The organism is Micromonospora sp. NPDC049101 (assembly GCF_040648675.1).
Taxonomy (GTDB): Bacteria; Actinomycetota; Actinomycetes; order Mycobacteriales; family Micromonosporaceae; genus Micromonospora.
Genome location: NZ_JBEZED010000002.1, coordinates 17125 through 39073 on the forward strand (window position 1 = coordinate 17125; position 21949 = coordinate 39073).

21 protein-coding genes and 1 CRISPR repeat array are annotated in these 21949 nt (G+C 66.9%); of the genes, 11 read left to right on the forward strand and 10 right to left on the reverse strand.

The genetic code is table 11. From position 1 onward, the window contains the following. The first annotated feature begins 300 nt into the window (after window positions 1-300). Entirely contained in the window at window positions 301-999 is a 699-nt protein-coding gene (locus AB0B57_RS02800; protein WP_357064540.1) for a hypothetical protein, read from the forward strand. A gap of 102 nt (window positions 1000-1101) precedes the next feature. After that, window positions 1102-1287 (forward strand): hypothetical protein, encoded by a 186-nt coding sequence (locus AB0B57_RS02805; RefSeq protein ID WP_357064541.1) that lies wholly within the window; start codon window positions 1102-1104, stop codon window positions 1285-1287. A gap of 667 nt (window positions 1288-1954) precedes the next feature. Here the strand turns inward: AB0B57_RS02805 and AB0B57_RS02810 are convergent. Beyond that, the gene (locus AB0B57_RS02810; RefSeq protein WP_357064543.1) at window positions 1955-2161 is read right to left on the reverse strand and encodes a DUF397 domain-containing protein; all 207 of its coding nucleotides are present in this window, start codon (window positions 2159-2161) and stop codon (window positions 1955-1957) included. Between the two features lie 341 nt (window positions 2162-2502). Between AB0B57_RS02810 and AB0B57_RS02815 the strand changes: the two genes are divergently transcribed. Further along, on the forward strand, window positions 2503-3360 hold the full coding sequence (locus tag AB0B57_RS02815; RefSeq protein WP_357064545.1) for a DUF5753 domain-containing protein: 858 nt from the start codon (window positions 2503-2505) through the stop codon (window positions 3358-3360). A gap of 601 nt (window positions 3361-3961) precedes the next feature. On the opposite strand, the gene AB0B57_RS02820 is transcribed toward AB0B57_RS02815, so the two are convergent. After that, window positions 3962-4456 (reverse strand): hypothetical protein, encoded by a 495-nt coding sequence (locus tag AB0B57_RS02820; protein ID WP_357064547.1) that lies wholly within the window; start codon window positions 4454-4456, stop codon window positions 3962-3964. A 12-nt stretch (window positions 4457-4468) separates the two neighbouring features. Next, window positions 4469-4672 carry a hypothetical protein gene (locus AB0B57_RS02825; protein WP_357064549.1) on the reverse strand — a complete coding sequence of 68 codons (204 nt, stop codon included), beginning with the start codon at window positions 4670-4672 and terminating at the stop codon, window positions 4469-4471. Window positions 4673-5242: 570 nt separating this feature from the next. Between AB0B57_RS02825 and AB0B57_RS02830 the strand changes: the two genes are divergently transcribed. The 3 genes from AB0B57_RS02830 to AB0B57_RS02840 are packed head-to-tail and all read left to right on the forward strand — an operon-like array spanning window position 5243 to window position 8681. Next, window positions 5243-6694, forward strand: a complete 1452-nt coding sequence (locus AB0B57_RS02830; RefSeq protein ID WP_357064550.1) for a S8 family serine peptidase — start codon at window positions 5243-5245, stop codon at window positions 6692-6694. A 33-nt stretch (window positions 6695-6727) separates the two neighbouring features. After that, window positions 6728-7321 carry a hypothetical protein gene (locus AB0B57_RS02835; protein WP_357064551.1) on the forward strand — a complete coding sequence of 198 codons (594 nt, stop codon included), beginning with the start codon at window positions 6728-6730 and terminating at the stop codon, window positions 7319-7321. Window position 7322: 1 nt separating this feature from the next. Beyond that, the gene (locus AB0B57_RS02840) at window positions 7323-8681 is read left to right on the forward strand and encodes a hypothetical protein (RefSeq protein WP_357064553.1); all 1359 of its coding nucleotides are present in this window, start codon (window positions 7323-7325) and stop codon (window positions 8679-8681) included. A 240-nt stretch (window positions 8682-8921) separates the two neighbouring features. On the opposite strand, the gene AB0B57_RS02845 is transcribed toward AB0B57_RS02840, so the two are convergent. Further along, the gene (locus AB0B57_RS02845; protein WP_357064554.1) at window positions 8922-9179 is read right to left on the reverse strand and encodes a transcriptional regulator; all 258 of its coding nucleotides are present in this window, start codon (window positions 9177-9179) and stop codon (window positions 8922-8924) included. Between the two features lie 65 nt (window positions 9180-9244). On the opposite strand from AB0B57_RS02845, the gene AB0B57_RS02850 reads away from it, so the two are divergent. Next, window positions 9245-9874: a hypothetical protein gene (locus tag AB0B57_RS02850; protein ID WP_357064556.1), complete on the forward strand. Its 630-nt coding sequence runs from the start codon at window positions 9245-9247 to the stop codon at window positions 9872-9874. A 12-nt stretch (window positions 9875-9886) separates the two neighbouring features. On the opposite strand, the gene AB0B57_RS02855 is transcribed toward AB0B57_RS02850, so the two are convergent. Genes AB0B57_RS02855 through AB0B57_RS02865 form a run of 3 tightly spaced genes read right to left on the reverse strand, consistent with a single transcriptional unit; the run spans window position 9887 to window position 11657 of the window. Then, on the reverse strand, window positions 9887-10636 hold the full coding sequence (locus AB0B57_RS02855) for a hypothetical protein (RefSeq protein ID WP_357064558.1): 750 nt from the start codon (window positions 10634-10636) through the stop codon (window positions 9887-9889). Between the two features lie 40 nt (window positions 10637-10676). After that, window positions 10677-10994 (reverse strand): hypothetical protein, encoded by a 318-nt coding sequence (locus tag AB0B57_RS02860; protein WP_357064560.1) that lies wholly within the window; start codon window positions 10992-10994, stop codon window positions 10677-10679. A gap of 9 nt (window positions 10995-11003) precedes the next feature. Beyond that, complete coding sequence (locus AB0B57_RS02865) at window positions 11004-11657, reverse strand: YbaB/EbfC family nucleoid-associated protein (protein ID WP_357064561.1); 654 nt, start codon at window positions 11655-11657, stop codon at window positions 11004-11006. A gap of 609 nt (window positions 11658-12266) precedes the next feature. Here AB0B57_RS02865 and AB0B57_RS02870 point away from each other — a divergent pair. The 3 genes from AB0B57_RS02870 (at window position 12267) to AB0B57_RS02880 (ending at window position 14936) form a co-directional block, all read left to right on the forward strand. Further along, window positions 12267-12512, forward strand: coding sequence for a helix-turn-helix domain-containing protein (locus tag AB0B57_RS02870; RefSeq protein WP_357064563.1), 246 nt, complete (start codon window positions 12267-12269; stop codon window positions 12510-12512). A gap of 30 nt (window positions 12513-12542) precedes the next feature. After that, window positions 12543-13310: a CRISPR direct-repeat array (repeat unit 22 nt; unit sequence CCCCCGCGTGCGCGGGGAGCAC). A 408-nt stretch (window positions 13311-13718) separates the two neighbouring features. Further along, window positions 13719-14141, forward strand: coding sequence for a lanthionine synthetase LanC family protein (locus AB0B57_RS02875; RefSeq protein WP_357064969.1), 423 nt, complete (start codon window positions 13719-13721; stop codon window positions 14139-14141). Window positions 14142-14168: 27 nt separating this feature from the next. Next, on the forward strand, window positions 14169-14936 hold the full coding sequence (locus tag AB0B57_RS02880) for a thiopeptide-type bacteriocin biosynthesis protein (protein WP_357064565.1): 768 nt from the start codon (window positions 14169-14171) through the stop codon (window positions 14934-14936). Window positions 14937-17001: 2065 nt separating this feature from the next. On the opposite strand, the gene AB0B57_RS02885 is transcribed toward AB0B57_RS02880, so the two are convergent. Further along, window positions 17002-17211 carry a hypothetical protein gene (locus AB0B57_RS02885; protein ID WP_357064567.1) on the reverse strand — a complete coding sequence of 70 codons (210 nt, stop codon included), beginning with the start codon at window positions 17209-17211 and terminating at the stop codon, window positions 17002-17004. Between the two features lie 291 nt (window positions 17212-17502). Then, window positions 17503-19599: an N-6 DNA methylase gene (locus AB0B57_RS02890; RefSeq protein ID WP_357064569.1), complete on the reverse strand. Its 2097-nt coding sequence runs from the start codon at window positions 19597-19599 to the stop codon at window positions 17503-17505. Window positions 19600-19913: 314 nt separating this feature from the next. On the opposite strand from AB0B57_RS02890, the gene AB0B57_RS02895 reads away from it, so the two are divergent. Continuing rightward, entirely contained in the window at window positions 19914-20621 is a 708-nt protein-coding gene (locus AB0B57_RS02895) for a hypothetical protein (protein WP_357064571.1), read from the forward strand. Here AB0B57_RS02895 and AB0B57_RS02900 read toward each other — a convergent pair. Further along, complete coding sequence (locus tag AB0B57_RS02900; protein WP_357064573.1) at window positions 20560-21858, reverse strand: protein kinase; 1299 nt, start codon at window positions 21856-21858, stop codon at window positions 20560-20562. The two genes, AB0B57_RS02895 and AB0B57_RS02900, sit on opposite strands and share 62 nt — an antisense overlap. Window positions 21859-21949 lie beyond the last annotated feature (91 nt).

Genomic DNA, 21949 nt, shown 5'->3' on the forward strand with positions numbered 1-21949 from the left:
CTCGCGTCCGACCGACCACACCAACGCGGGGCCGCGTCAACGCCGAAGCGGGCCCGCGCCAGTCCTCTGACCACTTGCCTCCAGCGAGGAATCATCACCACGATGCCCATGACCCGACGGACTAGTCTTGCCCACCTGGTGACAGCGACCGCTCTCGGAGTCCTGCTCACTGCCTGCCAATCAAGTACCCCCGCTGGGCAGACCCACCCGCAGTCTGCGTCCGGAACACCACGGCAGCAGAGCACCACAACACCTCCGACGGCCGCCACCGATCCCGGCCTCACCCCGCACGAACGCCTGATGACCCTCGCGGGGATCGTCGGCAGTACACCCGCCGACGCCGCCACCGGCCTGCCCTACACCTACGTGCACACCCAGTCGTGGACCCGCGTCACGAAGAAGATCGCCCGCATCGACCTCCAGCGCTGGCGCCGCGACGCCGACGACTCCGGCCGCGAGGTGACCCGCCGGCTCCCCGACGTGCCTGGCCTAGCCCACCGCCCGACCCAGGCCGAGCGCGACCGCTTCGCATCAGCCCGAAAGACGATCACCCCATACCTAGCGGGCGACCTCAAGGCGTACATTGCGGAGCCTCTGCCCACCGAAGCCACCGTGCTCGCCAGCGTGCTGGCCCCACGCGAGCTGGCCGGGGAACCGGCCTACCCGCGAATCCTCGTCCACGGTGTCACCGGCCTCGCTACCCATCAGTACCTGAACCAGGATCAGCGCCGGACCACCCTGCGCGTCCTCGCCGCCGTGCCGCACATCGCCTATCAAGGCGAGCAAACAGACTTCGCTGGACGGACCGGGCTCGGCTTCACGGCGACCGCGGACGGCTCCACGACGCAGCTCATCATCAACCCTGGCACCGGAGAAATCCTCTCGGTGCACGAGCAAGTGGCCGGCGCACGGTCGGGCCTGTTCTCCTGCGTGCTGATCCTCGCCCGCGGCTACGCAGCCAACGACACCCAATCACCTTCCACCCAAAACCTGAGGTAGTCAGCTACTGACGGGTCCCTGCTCACCGAGCAACATCGATCGGACTCGAGGTAGCGCTCAGGTCGCAGGTTCCTTCCTCAGTGTGCCGCTGGGGTCGAGGGCGTGCACGCCCACCGCTGGCGGCATACCTACGCGCATGAGTGGAAGCTGGCCGGAGGAGACACCGGGGACCTGATGCTCGTGCTCGGCTGGACATCCGACGACATGCCGCGACACTACGGCGCCAGTGCTGCCGCCGAGCGCGCCCAGGAGGTGCAAGCCCGAATGGGGATCGGTGAACGTGTCTGACCCCGAGAAGGAACTGCGCCCAGGGCAGTGCGGGACAGTGCGGGCATGACCCCGGAGCAGCGTCGCCGCCGTGCCCGCATCGCCGCACACGCCTCCTGGGCCAACACCACCGACCGTACGGCGCGCACCTCGTCCGGCACCCAGGCGTGGTTGGCCCACACGTCGCATGGAGGTACCAATGCCCGATGGCGCGGATATCAAAGCTGATCTCGATGAGGCTGCAGCCGTCCGGATCGTCCGAAGCAACTTCGACCCAGTCGCAGCGCTAGCCGAGGGGGAATCCGGGCACTGTGATTGCCATGTTGTAGCGTAAATATGGCTAGTTAGACAAACTTGGGCATCCCGGCCTGTCGGACCGATTTCAGGCGACTATCCACTTAGGGTGATCGTAGTGGAGCGGCGGGCTGCCGGGCGCGGCGCTCGCGACTGGGAACGCTGATCAAGGGCGCTGCCCTTCTCGGTCGAAACGTGAGAGAGGTGACCTTACGGCCATGCAATGGCATCGTTGGATGAATGGTGACGGGCTGGCCGGATCGTTGTCTTGCCCGTATCCGACCAGCCACGTCGGCGTTGCTCTAGCAGAGGCCGCAGCGTACTGCGCAAGGGCCTGGTCTGCGTTGCATGGCGCCAAGTGCCGATGGTTCTTGAACGCATCTGGTCGAGTGGCCTAGCTAGCGCGTCCAGGGACGCCGCGACTCAGTCCGGTGAGGAACGCCTGCCAGGAGCGAGGTGAGAACTCAAGGATATCCTTCGTAGCCTTTGTGTCTCCTATTTGGACAGCGCCGGGATAGCAGGTGATCAGGACGCAGTTGTCCTCCCTGCATGCTGAGCTGCGTCGCGCCCACAAGGGTCGCTCGAATCTGCTCGCATCCACATTTTCTCCACTGGTGCAAGGTGGCTGAAAGGAATTTGTCGAATGCCCACAACGCTTGGCGTGTCGGCGGGTGAAGCGGATGAGCGCCAGTCGCTAATGTCTGACGGCCTGCGTGCTTCGCGTCTTGTGTGGCTTGCGACTGCGCTCCGTGTTCAGAGTAGCAGGGGAAATGTGCTTAAAGGTAGAGGATTTACCCGGGATGGCTTGAGGTTATGCGAGGATGCGCTATCTGATAGGTTGTGGCGGACTGCGACACCCGGTCGGCTGTTGGTTGACAGCCATCGGCAACTTTCCTTGCGCAGGTTGCCGTGCGCAAGTTTTCCAAGGAAGGTGCTTAAAGTATGACGTTTGGTCAAGGGCCGATGACCAATCGCCGACGCCTTCGTGTCGAGTTGCGCCGCCTTAGGGAAAGTCGAGAGCTGACACTCGATGACGTCCGCAAGAAGATGGAATGGTCGGTCTCGAAACTGATCCGCATTGAGAGTGGCGTGGTCAGCATATCGCTCAGTGACTTGAAGCTGCTGCTGCATCTCTACGGCGTACGTGATCCCCAAAAGGTGGCGGGCCTGCTCGAAGTCGCACGCCGGTCCCGTCAGCATCACTGGGCCGGTGAGTATCGCGATATTTCCAGCGCCTCCTACATGGACTTTCTCGGCTACGAAGATGACGCGGTGCGCGTCACCCAGTATCACCCGCTCGTCGTGCCAGGCCTCCTGCAAACTGAGGATTATGCGACGGAAATTGTCACCGCGACCACTATCGGTCCTAATGAGGGCGGCGTGATAGAGCGGCTCGTGAAATTGCGCATGGCGCGACAACAACGCTTCTTCGAAGATGGTCGCAATCGTCGTGCCCGCTTTATCCTTCCCGAACCCGTGCTAACTCCTCCCATGGAGCCCGGGATAGTTGCAGAACAGCGCAAACGCCTTAAAGCGTTGGCCGACAAGCCGCATGTCGAGATGCGGATTCTTCCCAGTCACGCTGAAATTACAAGGAAACTCCTCGGCTCTTTCTCTCTGCACGAGTTCGAGTCCGATGTCGATCCGGATATCGTATACCTCGGCTCCATTCCGGCGCTCGACGTCGCGCTTGTGGAAGACGACCGAGTCAACGACTACAAGGCTGTCCTTGAAGAGCTCCTCGAAAGTTGTCTTGACGAAGATGATTCGCGAGCGCGCCTACGAAGTTTCGCCTCGTGAGAGGGTCCTCCGAGGGCCTCTCGCTCGATGCCGACCACGCCGACGCCGGGGTTCTTCCCTGGTCCTGGCCTGCCCTAAGGGTGCCGAATCGACCGCACAGGTCTCACAGCCTTCCTGAAACCCTGCAACAGCCGCTCGGCAATAAGCGAGCAGCAGCACAAGCCCCATCAGTGCGATGGCCAGATGCGTCAATGACATCCAGCCGTCGTGCACAGATGCCGCCAGCAGTTCAAAGACCGCAGCCGGTGGTAGGGCGCCCGCATGCCGCACGTCGACCGGCTGCCGTAACCTTCCGCAGCTGCCATTGCCGACCCCAGCCAGCCGCAGGGCGGTGTCCCCGCCCACTCCTGAGTGGGCGTGACCTGCACCTGTACCAACCGATGGTGAGGGCAGCTCATCAGCGGGCCTGCAGCACGCCACCCCTGAAGCGTCTTGCTCCTGCCTGCAACGATAGGGACACCGGTCTTCTCTCGCCACGCTCCGTCGCCCCTCACTAAATCTGCGTATAGCCATCAACCACAGGCCGTTTTCCACTGTCGTCTAAGTAACGAACCCGGGCCTGCTCGGATACGGCTGCCCGGAGTCAGCGACCGTCGCCCCGTTACCCCCCCTTACCTTTTTGGATCGTCCTCAGCCGGGGACCCTCGGTCGCCCGGCCCGGTATGACTTCCTGCCCCTGTCGTTCGGATGATCCGGCGGGTGTTGTCGCCGGGTCGGGTGGCGTCGGCGGACCCGCTGAGCCCCTGGGGACAAGCCCGGCCAGATGCACGACCTCGGTGGGCGTCGGTCGGGCCGGACGCTGCTCGACGAGGAGGACCGCGAAGCCGTCCGGGGTGATGACCCGCCGGAGGGTACGGAAGAGATCGGCCACCGCACCGTCGACCGGCCTGGGTCGCGCGGGCGGCTGGGGTCGCGGCCAGCGCAGTACGACCAGGTCGATCTGCTCCACGGTGTCGAGACCGGCCAGGTCCGCAGCATGAGTGACCGGGCGGTAGGTACGGCCCGCCGCAATGCTCTCGTTACGAACGGTCGGGTCGCCGTCGAAGTCGACCACGGCTGCGCCGCGCCGGCTGTAGACGGCGATGATTCGACGCATCAGCAGGTGGCGTTACGTGGACTCGCTGATCTCGCCAAGGGGGCCGCTGCGCCACACCGAGATCCAGATCGGCGAGCCACCGACGATGACGTCGACGTGAAGGATGTCGCGGTGGTGGTCGAAGGTGGAGGTGTGGACGTATGGGTCGGGTCTGCCGTCTCGGGACGATGGGTTCGGCCCGTTGGGATTCTCGGGTGTCGCGGAAGATCTGGTCATCGGTGGGTGGCTGCCACACTGGCTGGCCCGTGCTCACGACCACCAAGAGCGGTCGTGACGGTGGGTTTGCTGGGGGAGCAGTGCGTTGGCTACCCAACCGTTGGCCAACTTCCGACCCGGCGGTGATGGCGAACCGCGCGGCGGGTTGCCGACGAGTCTGGCGTGGATGGCAATCGTCGAATCACCTGCACGAGGCGTGGGGCCGGCTCAGCTGGTCACACAGGGTGGCGGGATCTTGACGCGTTGCGCTACCGTCTCACCTGCACCGGCGGCCGGTGGGTTGGCGGCAATGCGCGGGGGATCGCGTCGCGGGCCGCCGCCACAAGAGACGGAAGGGCGTGAGCTGGTGTTTGAGGTCGGAGCAGCGACTACACCTCCGTCCGGGACGTCGGCAAGATTCTGAACGAGCTCGTCGGCGCCGTCGGCGTTACCCGTGCGAACAATGTCTGCACTGAGATGAGCAACGCCAATCAAGGTGCGGGGCTGAGAAAATCAGACGTACAGCTTCGGTCCGCCTTGAGCCGGACCGAAGCTGTACGCGTAGCGAGTCGTCGAGGTTCGGGGAGTGCCGTGCGTACGGGTAAGGGTCGCCGATCGGTGCTGACGTTCGCCGTCGCCGTGTCGATAGTCGGCGTGGTGGTCGGGTCAGGGGTGGTGGGCGTGCCAGCTCCAGCGTCGGCGGCCGACACGGTACGCGGCCTGCAGTGGTATCTCGACGCGCTGCAGATCCCGCAGGCCCACGAGATCACCAAGGGGCGTGGGGTGACGATCGCCGTCATCGACAGCGGTGTCGACGCGACGCATCCGGCGCTCGCTGGCCAACTGGCTGGCCGCCCCGGTGCCGCCCCGGCGGGATCTCCGCAAGGCTGGGTCGACCGGGACACGGAGGAGGGGCACGGCACGTCGATGGCCGGCCTGATCGTCGGGCGGGGCGGCGACCAGAACCGGCAGCTCGGGATCGCGCCGGAGGCGAAGGTCCTGCCGATCGCGCTGGGCGGCAGCGAGGGCGACGGCAACGACGGTGAGGTGGCGCGGGGCGTCCGTTGGGCTGCCGACGCCGGAGCTGACGTGATCAGCCTGTCCATCGGCTTCGAGCAGCCCGCCAGCATCCGGATCGTCGAGGCGGTCCAGTACGCCCTGAGCAAGAACGTCGTGCTCGTCGCGGCGACCGGCGCGGGCGGTCGGACGGTCGACTCTCCGGCGAATGCGCCTGGTGTGATTGCGGTCAATGCGACAACCCGATCGGAAGGCATCGCCCGCGCCTCGGTCGCTGGCCCTGAGGTGGTCCTCGCGGCTCCGGGCGACGACATCATCGCTCCCGTGCCGACGGCGGTGCAGGATAACGGTTACGCGGTTGCCTCGGGCACGAGTCAGGCGACCGCCATCCTCGCCGGGGTGGTCGCGCTGGTGCGGTCACGCTACCCGGACCTGGACGCGGCGAACGTGATCAATCGTTTGATTCGGACGGCCCGCGACGTGGGGGTGCCGGGTCGGGATCCAGAGTTCGGCTTCGGCGCGGTGGACGCGCTTGCCGCGCTGCAGCGGCCGGTACCAGCCGTAGACGTCAACCCGCTCTTGGCCGCCGGCGCGCAGCCGGGTGGAGTGACGGCCGCCCCGACGGGGGAGCAGACCGAGCGGCCGGCTGTCGCCATCAAGGTTAAGAACAAGACCGGCATCATCGTCGCGGGCTTGCTGTGCCTGGCCGTCGTCATCGGCGCGGTGGTGCTGGCCGTAGTCGTCGCCCGCCGCCGGCGCCGCCGTACCGCGCCGCCGGTCGGACCCGAACCGGGCAGTGCGCTGGGGGGTGGGCCAGGCTTCCCGCCGCCTGGGTACGGGCACCCGGCCGTCCCGCCGTCCGGGTACGGCCCGCCGGGAGGTTCGCCGCCCCTGCGGTCGGATGCTGCGCAGCATCCTCATCAGCCCAGGCCGCAGCCCGTACCCCCATTCCCTCCACCCGCGGCGCTACCGGGGCAGCCCGGGACCTCGCCGCCCCAGGGCTTGGGCGGCCCGCACCAGCGCTGACACACCACCGACCGATCACCGGGGAGGATGGAGATGAGCGACGAGGGTAACAGTCAACCGCAGGTGGAGGGCTGGATGCGGGTGCCGCCCGGCGTTGCCGACGCGATGCCGGCGGGCAGCCCGTTGCGGCCGATTGCCACGGTGGCTGCGCACGGGCCGGCGGTGGGGTTCCGTCAGGATGACGTCCGCGCCGGCGCAGGATCGGCGCCGTTGCAGATCGTGGGCGGGCCCGGTCAGCGCGACGTCACCGAGTGGGAGGCGGACCGTCTGGAAGCGGCCGCCGACAACATCGAGCGGCACGCAAGTTACCTGCGTCGGCTCGCCGTCGACATGGAGGAGATCAAGGACCTGCTCGGCGGCGAAGCGGCGCTGGCCAGCCCCGGCGGCGCGCTGGGCGGTTTTCCCAAGGGGTTGAGCCTGGCCGCCGCTCACCATGGTCTGCACAGGACGACCTCGGAGTCGCTGACGAATCTCTCCAACGACATGTACCGGGCGGCCGATGCGCTGCGCGAGGTCAAGCGTAAGTACGACACCGCCGAGGACGCGAACAAGATGTCAGCGCAGGAGATGCAGCGGGCCTTGAAGGCCGGCGGCCTCGGTCCGCGCCCCGGCGCGGAAGGAGTTTGATGTGAGCGCTTTGAGCTGGGAGGACATGGCGCGCCAGGTGCTGGTAGCAGGCCGGCCGGCCGACGTTACCAGCGCTGCGTTGGGCTGGCAGGCGCTGCTGGGCAACGTCGAGGAGGTGAAACGGCTGGTGGACGCCGACGTCCTCGACCTGGGTGAGAGCTGGAAGGGCCCGGCATACGACGCGTTTCGCACGCACATGGAAGGGCTGACCAGGCAAGCGGAGACGATTGTGGACGGTGCCCGAGAGTCGGGCAGCGGTCAGCACAGCATCGTGACCGTCCTGCAGACCGCCGCGCAGGATCTGGAGCGTGCGCAGAACGCGATGCCGGTCCCACAGGGGTGCGTGGGCGACCTGGCGGCGGCCCGCAACGGTGCCATAGTCATCGAGACGGGGCTGTTCGAGGCGAGCGTCCGGGCCGACTTCGCGGGTAGTTGGCCGATGGAGAAGCTCGGCCAGCTCAACGACCGGATCGGCGAATTCTTCCACAACAACACCGAGGACGCGCGCAAAGCCTACGACCAGGTCAGCAACGACTACGCAGCCCGGGAGCGGGAGACCCCCGGAGGCACTCAGTCGGAGAAGCGCACAGGAAGCGGCCCGAGCGGGGTAGACCTGGAAGGTCCAACGGGCACCGGCGGCACCGGCCAGGCAGCCAGCCTCGGTGGAGGGCCTTCAACCGGCGGTCTCGGCGGCGAACCTTCTCTGGGAACCGGTCACATCAGCTCCGGCGGGGCAGGTTTCGGCTCGGGCACCCACCCGGAGCTCTCCTCCGGCACTGGCGGCTACGACGGCAACGCCCCAAGCGGCAGCGGCAAGCCCCCGGGCGCCGGCAGCGACCTCGGTGACGGCGCTCTGGCCGGCGAGTACAGCAGCGGCCTGGCCGGCGCAGGCGCAGGTACGGGAACCCTTACCGGCGTGAACTCCGGGTTTGGTGCCGGCGGTGGCGTGCCCAGCGCGACCGGCCTGGGCGCCGGGGGCGGCGGCCTTGGTGGCACGGCAGGCCTGGGCGGGGCCGGTGCCCACATCCCGGGCGGTGGTTCCCTGGGCCGCCCGGTTAGCCTCGGCATGTCGCCAATGGTGGGTGGCGCGGCTGGTACCAGTGGTGCCGGGCGCGGTGCCAATGGTCCGTCCAGCAGGGGCGGTGCGGCGATGGCGCCTGGCATGATCGGCGCGGGCGGCCGGGGTGGGTCCGGCAGCACGGGCGCGCGTCCTGCCGGCGGTGGCGTCCGGGGCGGCCTGACTGGGACGAACAGCGGGGCCGACGACGGCAACGAAGAGTCCCAACACGGCACATGGCTCAGGGAAGACGACGACGTATGGGGCGCGGACGACGACGGCACGGACGGCGTGTTGCGCTGAATCTCAGCATCGACCAGCGTTATCCGCACGGTGACGGCACGCGGTCGTCGCTGGGTCGAGCCGGACAATGATTGCGGCAGACCTTCCGGGAAACCGGGACACCTCGTGCCAGCCCAACAGCGGGGCGCCGTCACCCAACGACGGCGAGTTCCGACCCAACGGCCGCTGACGCGCTCACCGAACGCTTCGGCCCGATGGCGGGGCACCTGCGTCAGGCACGGCATGGTCAGAGAACCATCGTCATCGTCTCCGCAGGAAGGCGTAGACGATCTTGTTGGAGGCGAATTCCGAGATGTTGACGAGGTCCCAGCCGAACTGGCCCAAGACCTCGGCGGCGGCGACCGCCTCGCTGACCTTGTCGCCGCTGACGCCGTGATGGGAGACGACGGCCAAGAGACGATGGGGGTACGTCCGAAGATCGGCGTGGCCCTGCAGGACCGCCCGGGCGGTGACCATGCGGGTCCGGGCGATGTGCTCCGGGGTCTCTGCGGCGGTCATACCCGGCACCATAGTGGCTCGTCGCTCGGGCAGTCTGCCAGCTTCGCAGCCGGTATGTTCGAGACGTGTCTGCGTCGGCCGGTGTTTCTCGTCTTGTCATGGCGCTCGTTGCGGTACTCGCCACCGCCGCCTGTGACGGTGCCTCTGCTCCGGTGGCTGCGCCGACCGCCGGGCCGGCCACGAGCAGCGTTGCCTCCACCGCACCTACAGCCTCGGTCGGCCCTGTCTACCGCGCTCAAGATTTGGACCTGTGTAAGCGTACTGATCTTCGGCCGTTGGCGGAGTTGTCCCTGACGGTGGCCCGCACCGATCCGAAGCCACCGCTGGGGCAGCCGGGTGCGGCGTGTCTTTTCGAGATGCGGATGAAGGACGGGCATCAGGCGAATCTGCGGGTGGAGGCGTCCACGCCAGTCAGTGAGCAGGAGGCTCGGCTGCTCTACCGGGCCACGGCGCAGGTGACGGTGATGACTCCAGCCGGCGTCATCGCCGGTGTGGGCGACGAGGCCGAAGCCTTCACCAGGCGCTCCGAGCCCGGCTTCAAGTACGCCGAGTACATGGTCCGGGCGCGCACGGGCAACCTGGTGGTGAAGGTCTGGTTGGCCGTCGGCGGCACTTCGTATGCCGCCACCGAAACGCTCGCATCGAAGGCGTTGACGTTGCTCAAGGCGACTCAGGCGGCCGTACCCACGGTGTGATGCGCCCGTCGGTCATCCTCGCACGGCCTCGGGCCACCGCCCCCCGGGTAGCTTCGAGTGGTCGCCGACCTGCGTGGCGATGTCCCGGACGTTGCCCAGCGCGTCGACGAAGCGCTGGCCGATGGTGAGCAGGACGTCCAGGCCGGCGGTGACCAGGTCTCCGACCGACTCGGCGAGCGTGGAGATGGCCCACGGTAGGTCGATGACGGTTGCCCCTTCGGACGCCGCCTGCGCCAGTTTGCCGACCAGTCCCGTGACGATCTTCGCGAGTTCGACGGCGTAGTCGACGTTCGCCTTGGCGATCGTGAACAGCCACTGGCTGATGAACTCCGACTTGACGACGGACTCGTCGACCGCGGCTTTCTGCTTGAGTGCCTTGGCGTTGTAGGCACTCGCGGCGTCGCCGGTCCACTTGGGCAGGTTCTCGTTCGCCGGGTCGGTGGTGGCGGAGGAAAGCTCGGAGACCGGGGTCTTCACGTCGTTGACCCAGCGGAAGCTGACGTCGATGAGCGAGAGCACCGGCAGTTGATGCTCCAGGGCCTGCTCGACGCGGTCGAGGATGGCGTTCAGCCCTGCTCGGGTGGTATCCAGGCTGTGCTTGATCCACAGGAGTGCTGCGGGTCCGAGGAGCCACTTCCACTGCTGTACCTGCTCGACGATCTCGTTGAACGTGGCGATCGCCTCGTCGATGCCGGAGCGGATATGGTCGAACGCCTTGTTGAACGGTTCCCCGTATTCGAGATCAGTGGTGCCTGGCTGCATGGGGTGCTCCGTGCCTCTCCGAACGTCGCGCGGCGGGTCGCTAGGCCTTGTAGATCTTGTTGAGGTCCAGCGAGACGATCTCGTCGGCCCGGTCGTACTCGTCGGCGATGTGCCGCAGGGCCTTGCCCACCTGTTCGAATTCGGTCACCGCCCCATTCAGAACGGCGACCATGAAGTTGTGGAAGTCGTTGTATGCCAACGAGTGGATGAGGACGTTCGCGTCGCCGATGAAGAAGGCCGACGTGTCGAGGTGGAGCTGTTCAGCAGCGATCTTGATGGCGGCGACCCGGTCCGACAGCGTCAGCCACTTACCTCCCTCATCGCGTAGCGAATCAGTGATGACGTTCAGTTCAGCCATCTCACTACCTCACGATCCAGTCCGTCTGGCGCTGGCCAGCTCGAACGCGCGGAAGACGGAACGGGCTTCGAACTGCAGCTGACCCGCGTCTGCCCGTGCGATCCGCCTGGCGTCGCCGGTGATGCCGGTGATGCCGCCGCCGCTGATGTGCAACGTCAGGCAGCCGTTGGGGCTCGACATGCTCGACTCATCCGTCCGCCTGGGCAAGCGAGCCGCGTCCAACTCTGCGTCAAGGTCGTCCAGCGTCCGCCAGGTGGCGCGCAGCCAGGTGTGCTCGTCGACGTCCCGCTCGGGGCTCCTGTCCAGCGGTCTCCGTTCCGGCGCTGCAGGACCACGTTCTTCCGCCTGCAGATGAAGGAGCGCCGCTAGTTCGACGGCAGCCTGCACGGCGGCGGCGTACGCCTCGAAGAGCGCATCGGCGAACCCGCTGGGGCCGAGCCGGCTGCGCCAGTCGCGAGCGATCGTGACAGCCGAGACCTCTCGCTGTGCGTTGATCACCACGCGAACGGAGCCGGATTGGTCCGCCCCGGAGCACTCCTCGGGTCGCAGTTCACGTCCCGTCTCGCGCAGCGCACGGTCGGCCTGCTTGCGTAAGACGGAATCGTCGCCCAGGAAGTCCAGGCTCGCCAGTCTGAGGCGTTCATGCCTGCTGCCCTGCTGCATTCGCCCCCGGCTTCCTGCTCGGTCAACGCTTTCCGTGATGCGCCCGCCACGGCGAGGTAGGACCACGGTACGTGAATGACCAAGATCCGTGCGACCCGGGGCGCAGGGATGCAATTCGCAGTCCGGCGAGGACGTGTCGTGGCAGAGGGGCCAGAGGGCTTTCGCCAGAGCACATCGATCCGCTCGGTTCTTGAACTCGGCTGGTAGCGGACCAGACTGGGCGGCCGTAGGCGAGGCGCGGGAGCACCCAGGCCAGCCGTTGCTGTTAGTACTCCAGCGGCGGTTGGTCAGGGGCAGCCGTCTCGTCGGTAATGGCAGGTTTGGGCTTGGTGTTGGCGTCGTCGGCGCCATCGTGACCAGGCCCGGACGTGCTCGGGTGGGTTGATCGCACCTTGAGTGCATGCCGCCGCGCTCGCCCTCCACACGATCGTCGAGGCGGGCCTCCTGGCCCGGCGGCCCTCACGCCTCCAAGGCTTAAGCCGCAGGTGGCTGATGCCGTTACCTGTTCCGGATGGTTGCCTTGGCAGCGTCCCAGGCAACCGGTCGATTGCATCGTGAGGGCTGACGTCGATACCGGCGTCGTTACGACGTCAGGGTAGGGCACCGACGATGTCAACCACCACAAGCGACGATTACACCCGGGGCGGGATACAGGGGCAGGTGTGGACGATCGATGCGGTACGGGACCTCGGCGTCACCACCGATGTGGAGACCGCTGCGGCGATCTCGGGCATCGGGCGGACCAAGGCCTACGAGCTGGCCAAAACCAACGAGTTCCCGGTGCGCCTCCTGCGTATCGGCCGGCGGTACCTGGTACCTGTACCGGCGATCCTCAAGCTGCTCGCCGCCGAGTAGTCGATTTGTGAGCAACTTCCACGTCGCCCAGGATCACCCCCGCGTGCGCGGGGAGCACGCCAGCATATTCGGCGGTGGACACGCGGTCGAAGGATCACCCCCGCGTGCGCGGGGAGCACCCACCGAATCGGCCGGTCTTGTCGGAGTACGCCGGATCACCCCCGCGTGCGCGGGGAGCACGGTTTCCTACTGGGAGCCGACCGCCCAGGACGGGGATCACCCCCGCGTGCGCGGGGAGCACTTGCTGCCACCCCCGGCCCGCAGCAGCAGCGTGGGATCACCCCCCGCGTGCGCGGGGAGCACTTGCTCTGGCCGCTGTGGTTGTCCTGGTGCTGGGGATCACCCCCGCGTGCGCGGGGAGCACGAAGGTTCGATCATCCTCGTTGGATGGGGTCAGGGATCACCCCCGCGTGCGCGGGGAGCACGGCAGGTAGTTGTCGCCGGAGAGGCGACTGAAGGGATCACCCCCGCGTGCGCGGGGAGCACTGGATCGGCGCGGCACGGAGGGTGTAGATGTCCGGATCACCCCCGCGTGCGCGGGGAGCACAGGCCCGTCACGGTGCCGGCCAGTGTGGACGCCGGATCACCCCCCGCGTGCGTGGGGAGCACGGCCTTGGTGCGGTGGTACTCATGTGCGATCAGGGATCACCCCCGCGTGCGCGGGGAGCACGAGCACGTGCTCGTCGACGTACGCGTCGAGGTCGAAGACGGATCACCCCCGCGTGCGCGGGGAGCACACAACAACCCCGACGGTTTCCGTCGTGGTTTCGGGATCACCCCCGCGTGCGCGGGGAGCACACTTCTTGACCTGGGGCGTTAGAGATCGACTTCGTGGTTTTCATTCACTAGGTTTTGCAAGATCGTCCCGCTTGGTCTTCGTTCAGGTTGGCGCAGTCGGCATGCAAGAAAGAGAATCCTGCTAAGGGTAGTTGATAAGGGTCAGGTGAATCGACCAGCGAACAAGCAGTACTGCAGGACGTGCGCCGAGGTCTACCCAGCCCTGAGCAGGATGGCGTGCTGCGAGGTCACGTGCGGCCCAGCAACCACGGCATCGCTCACGGCATCACCTGTCCATTCGCACTCCTGGCGCTGACCCTCCGGGACGGCACATCCGTCGACAAACACACCCAGGCAATCAACCGCATCTGCGACTGGCTCGACACCTGGTAACGCCACACCAACATCGGACCATGGTGGCCCCAGACCATTACGCTCGACGACCTTGACCGTGGCGACCCAAGCCAACGCGGACCGCTCCGGCCGTCCTGGTGCTACGGCACCCCCGGCCTCACCCGCGCCCAGCAACTCACCGCGCTCGCCCTCGGCGACACCACACGCCAACGCCTCGCCGAGAGCGCAATCGTCGCCTGCCTGAACGACCCGACCCAGATCGGCCAACTCGCCGATCGCAGCCTGTGCCACGGAACCGCCGGACTCCTCACAACAGCCCGCCGTATCGCCGTTGATGCCCTCACACCCATACCCCTCGCGCCACTACAGCGTCTCCACCAGCAGGCCCCAGGTGCTGCCGGCGAACCAGCAGGCTTCCTCGACGGGACATCCGGCGCCGCTCTGGCCACCTTCGAAACCACGGAGACCTCGTGGGACGCCTGCCTACTCCTCTGCTAAACCGCCAACATCGACCGGACGGCACTCATGGAACAGAACTCCTGGAAGCAGGTGAACGTCGCCTATCCCGGCCCAGACTCCAGAAAACGGGAAATGCAAGCTGTCGAACACCTCGCCCCCGTACTACCGGCCGCCGAGGCCGAGGGCCTGATCACCTCGTGGTGGTTCATCCGCAAGGGCCCGTGGCGGATTCGCTACCTCCCTGCCACGTCCACCGGCGATCCGGTGCACCTACTGCTCACCGACACCGTGAGCTGGACCAGCGACATCTACGAGCCAGAGATCCATGCTTTCGGCGGCGCTGCCGGCATGAGCGCCGCCCACGCCCTGTTCCACCAGGACAGCCGACACCTCCTGGACTACCTCGGCGACGACCCCGATGACCGGCGGGAACACGCGCTCATCCTGTGTACCGCGCTCATGCGCGCCGCCGGCCTCGACATCAACGAGCAAGGCGACGTCTGGGCCAGGATCGCTGATCAGCGCGGCCCGTTGGCAAGCCAAGCACCCACTCAGGACCTTCGAGCATGGACTGACATCACCGCCGACGTCCGCCGCCTCCTGCTCGGCTCACCTCGCGCCGGCGGCATCGCCAGCGACTGGCTGAGCGCCTTCGAGGACACCGGGGAGGCACTGCGCGCCCTCCGTGAATCGGGCAAGCTCACACGCGGAATTCGCGGAATCATCGCGTTGCACGTGATCTTCCACATGAACCGTCTTGGAGTCCCCGCGAGCACCCAAGCCACCCTCGCCCGCGCCGCCAAAGAGGCAACCTTCGACGATGCCTCTGCCTAACACGAGAGCGCCTGCTGGCGAACGCCCTACTCGCCACGTTCGAGCCTCAAACCTTAGCGACGGCGACTCTGCTGCGGGCTTGCGGGCCCGTCCGCGTCCCATGTCCATCGGCCGTAGAGGGCGTCACTGACCTACTCGCCTGATGCACCGTGCTCGGCCCGTCCTACGGAGGTCAGGCATCACCGATGGCCGCGCCGGTCGTAGCGCGAACACTCGGCGGCAAGGTTCTTATCCGCGACATACGGTTGAACCACCGAAAGGTTCCCGCGAACCAGGACCACCACGCGTTCGTACTGCGGGTTTTGCCGCCGCCCGGGCTTTGGCTACCGCGCCTCCGGCGGGGGCGCTCCGGCTCCAGGATGCCCGAGGGCCGTATGCGGCTGCCGGCTCAGTGGGTGGCTGCGGTGAACACATCCTGTCTGCCATCGACCCGGGCAAGCCGAGCAGACCGCCGCCCGGCCCGCCAGCGTACGAGCGAGGCGTTGGGGTCCGAGGGCCGTGGCGGGCCGGGCGGCGGCCTGCTCCCAGAGGGCGGGTCGATGGCAGACAGGATGCTGGGTGCTTCTGGCTTGGTCTGCACGGACTGGCTGTCTCGCGCAACCTTCGTCAGTCAACGGGTGACGCGGACGATGGCTCGAACTGCAAGGACCTGCTCCCGCGAATCACCCCCATCAGCCGGGCACAGCTCACTGTCCAGGCAATGTCGCAGAGGAAGTGGATCGCTACGTGCGCGGGGAGCAGGCATACCGCAATCGAGCCCCGGCTGAGCAAACGTGGGATTGCCCCCGCGCTTGCGGGGGAGCAGTTCCCGCCCCTCCGGCTCGGCTTGGGCTCGTCAGGACACCCCCGCGTGCCCGGGGAGCAGGCCTGCGATGAGCACCTCGGCTTCGTGCTCAACGGACCACCCCCGCCTGCGCGGGGAGCAGGCCGCCGAGTGCAGTTTTCGCTACCCAGTAGACCGGACCGCCCCCGAATGCGCGGGGAGCGGGAGCCTTCCTTGCCGGTGGTCGGTCAGCCAGTCACTCTGGCGTGCGCGGGGAGGTGCTGGCACCGGTCGGCTCACAGAGGATTGCTTATGGACTACCCCGCGTGCGCGGGGAGCACCCGTCCCACTCGGCCATCGGCTCCCCGCGGAAGGGACCAGCCCCGCGTGCGCGGGGGGCACGTGCGTACGGTAGTGAGGAAACCGTCCGACGCCGGACCACCCCCGCGTGCGCGGGGAGCACGAGGGCCAGAAGGTCCGGGTGATTTTGGATTGGGGACCACCCCCGCGTGCGCGGGGAGCACCAGAGCGGCGTGGAGGGGGCCGCGGCCGTCCCGGACCACCCCCGCGTGCGGGGAGCACGCCATATTCGACCCGGCAGCCTTGCCGATCTTCGGACTACCCCCGCGTGCGCGGGAGCACGGGGTTTCACTGAATGTGACCGGTCGGGGTGCTGGACCACCCCCGCGTGCGCGGGGAGCACGGATGTGCCACCGCCACGGTGGAGCTGGTGACCGGACCACCCCCGCGTGCGCGGGGAGCACCACCTGGACGTTGACGCTGAGAGCATCGTGCACGGACCCCCCCGCGTGCGCGGGGAGCACTTCCACGACTACGCCACGGTCGAGATCGACGTCGGACCACCCCCGCGTGCGCGGGGAGCCAGCCGTTCTGCGATCCCGCGTGCCAGCACCGAACGGGATCACCCCCGCGTGCGCGGGGAGCAGGGAGCCCTGATGTTCCAGACCTACGGCAAGGCCGGATCACCCCCGCGTGCGCGGGGAGCAGCAGGAGGGATCCTGCGGTGTCATGGGATAAGAAGGATCACCCCCGCGTGCGCGGGGAGCAGCCGACCGCGTTGGCGGCGGTGCTTTCGACAGGGGGATCACCCCCGCGTGCGCGGGGAGCAGGCTTCTTGACCTGCGGCTTTATAGATCGACTTCGCCGTTTTATTCACTAGGGTCTGCAAGATCGTTCTGTTCTGTGCAGGGGTATCTCGAGGGGTCAGCTAGCCCTGCTGCAGCATAGTTGATGAGGCTCTATTGCAGTGATTAGTGAACGCTTTGAGACTGCCATCGATGGTCAGGACCGGAGGTGAGGTGGCGGCCGCCGCGGCAGCCAGCGGCCCGTGTCGTCGCTGCGTTGAGCGTTGCCCAGTAGGTCCAGGGCGCCGGCGGCGCGGCGCGGACCTGGGCGCATGATCGCTGACGTTGTGGCCGCCCACAGCTCGCCGATGATGCTGATTTGTTGCTCGGCGTACTCGCCGTTGCTGCTCAACCCGTGCTGGTCCACGTTGGCGACCCTGACACAGTCGGCTGGGCGGTGGAGCTGCCAGGGTGGGGGCATGGATGGGCGACGCCGTTGTCGGGATCCACCCCGACAACATTCCGGCAATCGGAGGGGACCGGAAGGATCGCCCTCACGTGCGCGGAAAGTAGTCTTATTTACCTGCAGGTTTTATATCAAATTAGGGCATTTCGTTCAATTTCTTCAAGACAGTGCTTCGTATGCTGCTGCCCTACGGTCCCTTAGGATCCAGCGGCTGGCGCGCTAGAAACGAACGCTGCTTGGTAGCCGATTTCCTCAGGACCGGGGGCCGAGAGCGCCGGCGGTTAGGCTGTCGCCGATCTCGCGAGCCAATGCGGCCCCGGTTGCTGCGGCCCGGTCAAGTCCGATGCGAAACTCAACAAGCTGGCAGAAGGCTCGTCCGTAGGCTTGCTGCTGGTCTAGCTGCAGCACGGGGATGGCGAGCCGCTTGACATCGATGCGCAGGGCGCCGCTGCCGGTGCTGGAGGCGCGACCAGCGACGCGCAGGTTGTCTGTACGGGAGATAACGCCGGCGACGAACCACGGATCGAATCGGGCCGGATCGACGCGAAGTAGTTGGAGCCCGGCTCCCAGCTCGGCCCCAACTTGCTCCGGAGTGGCTACTCGGGCACTGATTCTGCGGCCGATGACTGGGATGAGGACGTCGCCGGCTTGTACTTCCGGTCCGGCATCGTCGTCCGGGGCGCGGGTCGCAGTGCCGGTGGCCGGGGTGCCGGCTAGGACGTCGGCTCCAGTTAGCACCAAGCCATCAGCCACGGTGTGGGCTGGTCTGCTACGGGACACCGCCCGGTGTATGGACATGCCGCCCGACCGGACCAAGTCAGCGATGTCGGCCTGGGGAGCTAGCCGAAGGGCTGCTGTCTCTACCTCTTCCACCGCTGGAAGGCTGCGTCGTAGCCCATCAAGGAGTTTGTCGAAGTCGCTGATCCTGGCAATGATCTGTGACGGATTGGTGGCGAGTTCGTCTGCTCGTGGCAGGTAGCGCTGCGGTGTGAGGTCGACCTGGTCATCGAGTACTTCGATTGCGGGTACGGCACGGTGGACGCCGGGCTCTTGGGCGTAGTGGTCGGACAGGTAGGCGCGCCAGGCGGCTCCCGCGACGTCGGCGATGGCGCCGGTGGTTGGCGCGGTAGTGGTATCGACAACCAGTAGGGTTCCGGCGTGTGGCTGACCCAGGTCGGGCAGCCTGAGCACCCAAATGTGCAGTCCGATGCCTGTCGGCGGCATCAGGCCGGCGGGTAGGGCGATGACAGCTCGGAGCGCTCCGTGGCGGACTAGTTCAGCGCGGACGCGACGGCCTGCTGGGCGTAGAGCGGCAGCCGGGGGCATGAGAACAACGGCGGTTCCGCTGGGGGAGAGGTGAGCCAGGGCGTGCTGTATCCAGGCGAGTTCGGGCTCGGTGCGCGGTGGCAGCCCGTAGGTCCAGCGGGGGTCGTAGGCCAGGCGATCGTGGCCCCAGTCGTGGATGCCGAACGGAAAGTTGGCCACAACCACGTCGGCCCGTAGGTCGGGCGTGGCGTCGGCGAGAAGGCTGTCGCCGATGTGGACGACGGGTGGCTGCGCTGCATGCCCGGAACGCTTCGCGCGTAGGTGTACGAACCAGAGTCGCAGCAGCGTGATCAGGGCGTACTGAGGGTTGATCTCCTGTGCGTAGCACCGGGTGACGCTAGCGTTTTGGAGTGCCCGGTCGGCGGCCATCCGCAGGATTGATCCGGTGCCGCTGGTGAAGTCGAACGTACTGGCTCCGGTGCCCGCGAGGTTCAGCAGCACTTCCGCGACACCATCAGGTGTGCCGGCAAGACCGGAGAGCGAGTGAGCCGAAGCGACGTACTGGCTGTGCAGGTACTCGAAGGCCGCCTCCGGCTCCCGTTCCCGGCCAAGTTGGTCGACCGCGCTCAACAGAGTGGTGAGCTGCGGTGTCCATTGCTTTGGCAGCAGTTCGTCGACTAGGTCGGCCAGGTCGGAGTCGATTGCGCGGAGGTGCGTGAGGAGCTTTCGTGGGGTAGGCATACTTTCGGCCGGGGCCTCGGGTCGATCGGAGCGGATGAGCAGGTAGGCGCCGGCGATGCTGAGCGCGTCACTGATCCGCGCCCCGGGCTGGTAGCTCTCGATGTGTCGCCAGGCCCACTGCTCAGCGCTGGCCTCGTGTAGGCGGCCGTGTCGACGGAGCCAGCTCTCAACCTCACCTGCGTCAAAGGATGGGCTGGTCGGGGTGCCGCCGACGGGTGCTGGGAAGTCGGCGTAGCGGCGACGCCAGTTACTCACCGCAGCCCGGCCGACGTTGGCCAGACGTGCGATGCCGCTGGCGGTGAGAGTGGCGTCGCTGGGGGCCGTCCTTGGCTCTTGAGTCACGTGTGAACGGTACCATCTAAAGGAGTCTTGTGCGCGGTGTTCACAGGCGCTACCTTGTCAATGGTTCGATTCACGACTCACCCTGGAGGGCCCCATGCCGCGTCGTGGGCACAGCACCACCGTCGGAAAGTTCGCAAAGCTGTACCAGAACCGTCGAGCGTCGGAGATCCGTGTGCTCGGCGAGATGCTGCGCCGCGAGCAGCACACGAAGCCCAACGAGAGCCCAGAGGTGCGTGAAGCGCGAGTAGGTGTCGAAGCTCGCTGACCTGATCTGATCCGCCGCCCCGACTATCGAAGGAGGACCATGAACACCCTTGCTCGCAACCGCGCTGCTCGCTGCTCCGTCCCCGAGCTTTCCGCCGGTCACCTACGTGCATGGCGGTGCACGGCGGTATTGCTCCGTCGATGCGGACGCCACCCCTCCGAACGCGTACGAGCGAGTGCGCCTTGACCCGGTCGTCGGCGCCGCCATTGCGGAGGCGTACATGGCCGCGCCCGTCCGGGATGTGCGCGCCTACGCTTCGTACGCCGCGTTCTGTCGGGAGACCGTGCAGCAGTACCATTTCCTAGTGGGCAGGGCTGATTTCGGTGGTCTCGGTCTGTCGGTGCGAATCGTTGACGAGGACCCGTACACGGACGTCGGTTCCATGGTCGAAGACGTATGGCAACGCCGGTTGAAGGTCTGGGCCAGCGCAGCCAGTAGCAACCCGCACCCGTATCTCAGTGACAGCGAAAACGACATGTTCCGGGCGGTCCACGATGTCTTCGGTCATGCCGCAAGCGGTCGCGGCTTCGACCGGCACGGCGAAGAGGCGGCATGGTTGAAGCACAGCAACATGTACTCGCGCCTGGCTCGACGCGCCTTGACGACCGAAACGCGTGGGCAAAACTGCGCCTTGAACTTCCACTACCGCGGTGCCCGCTTTCCCGAGCAGAAGGCGGCACTACTACCTCGGTGGTTTAGCGATCCGACTTTGCCTCGTGTCGCGAGGGCTGTCGGGGAGCGGACCGTTGCTTGCTGAGCTGCTCGATCTCCTGCTGGAGGTCCAGCACGGCGGCGTGCCTGGATCCGTCCGCGTGGATGCGGTCCCGAAGCAGCAGGTTGAGCTGGCGCAGGGCGCGGTCGTGCTCGCCAAGTGGTACGTGCGCGCGGGCCGCACGCAGTCGGAACTCGAAGACCAGCGGATCGTCGGCGCCCCGCCGCTCTGTCTGATGTTCGGCGAGCCGCCGCCACTGTCGCGCGGCAGCACGGAATTCGCCAGCGGCGTGCAACTGGTCCGCCTGCTCGGCGGTCCGTTCTACGTCGAGCTCGGTCTGCTCGGAGGGGGCCGCCGCCAAGAGTCGAGACTGGACTGGTACTCGCCCGACTATCGCGGCGTAGGCCCGTACGGCCCCGGCGGGGTCGTCAAGCAACCCCGGAATCGGCACCAGGTCCTGGGCGAGTGGAGCCAGTACCGCGTAGACCTCGGTGGCCGTGGCTGGTCGGTCCTGCGGGCGGGGCGCCAGCAACGCGTAGACCAGGTCATCGAGTACGGCCGGGGTCTCCGGCCGCATGTGGGTCGGGCGAGGAGGCAGGTCGTCCAGCTGATGTCGCAGCGTGGTTGTGGTGGTGACCCCCTCGAATGGTGGGTGTGCGGTGAGCAGGTCGAAGAGGGTGGCTCCGAGGCCGTACAGGTCGGTGCGGTGATCGGTGGGCTCGCCGAGGATCTGTTCGGGAGCCATGTAGCCCACCGTGCCGAGACTCTGATCGCTCTGGGTGATCCGCGAGTAGCGGTCGTCATCAGGCACGGCAGCCAGTCCGAAGTCGAGCACCTTTACGGCCCCACTCTTGTCCAGCATGACGTTGCTCGGCTTGATGTCCCTGTGCACCAGGCCGATCTGTCGAGCAGCGAGCAGGACGCAGCTGATCTGAGCTCCGATGGCGGCCACCCAGCCGATCGGGAGTGGACCTTGCTCTGCAACGAGATCACTCAGAGAGATTCCGTGGATCCGCTGCAGGACGGCGTACGGGCGGCCGTCTTGCTCACCAACGTCGTAGATGGCGGGCACGCCGGGATGATCGAGGCGGGCGGTTAGCAGGACCTCACGGCGGAATCGTCGTACCACGTCGATGTTCGGCGTGGCAGCGTTGACGAACTTCACGATCACCGGACGATCGAGCAGGGTGTCCTGCCCTACCCAAACCTCGCCCATTCCCTTGTGCGCCATCGGAAAACGGCCCAGCTTGTACCGGTCCCTGAGGATCGCGCCCGCCGCCACGAGGCCCAGCATAACGGGCCTGGCGTCCTCCCTTGGGCACCAACGCGGCCAGTCGCGGGCCGATCTGGTGAATATTTAGAACGACAATACT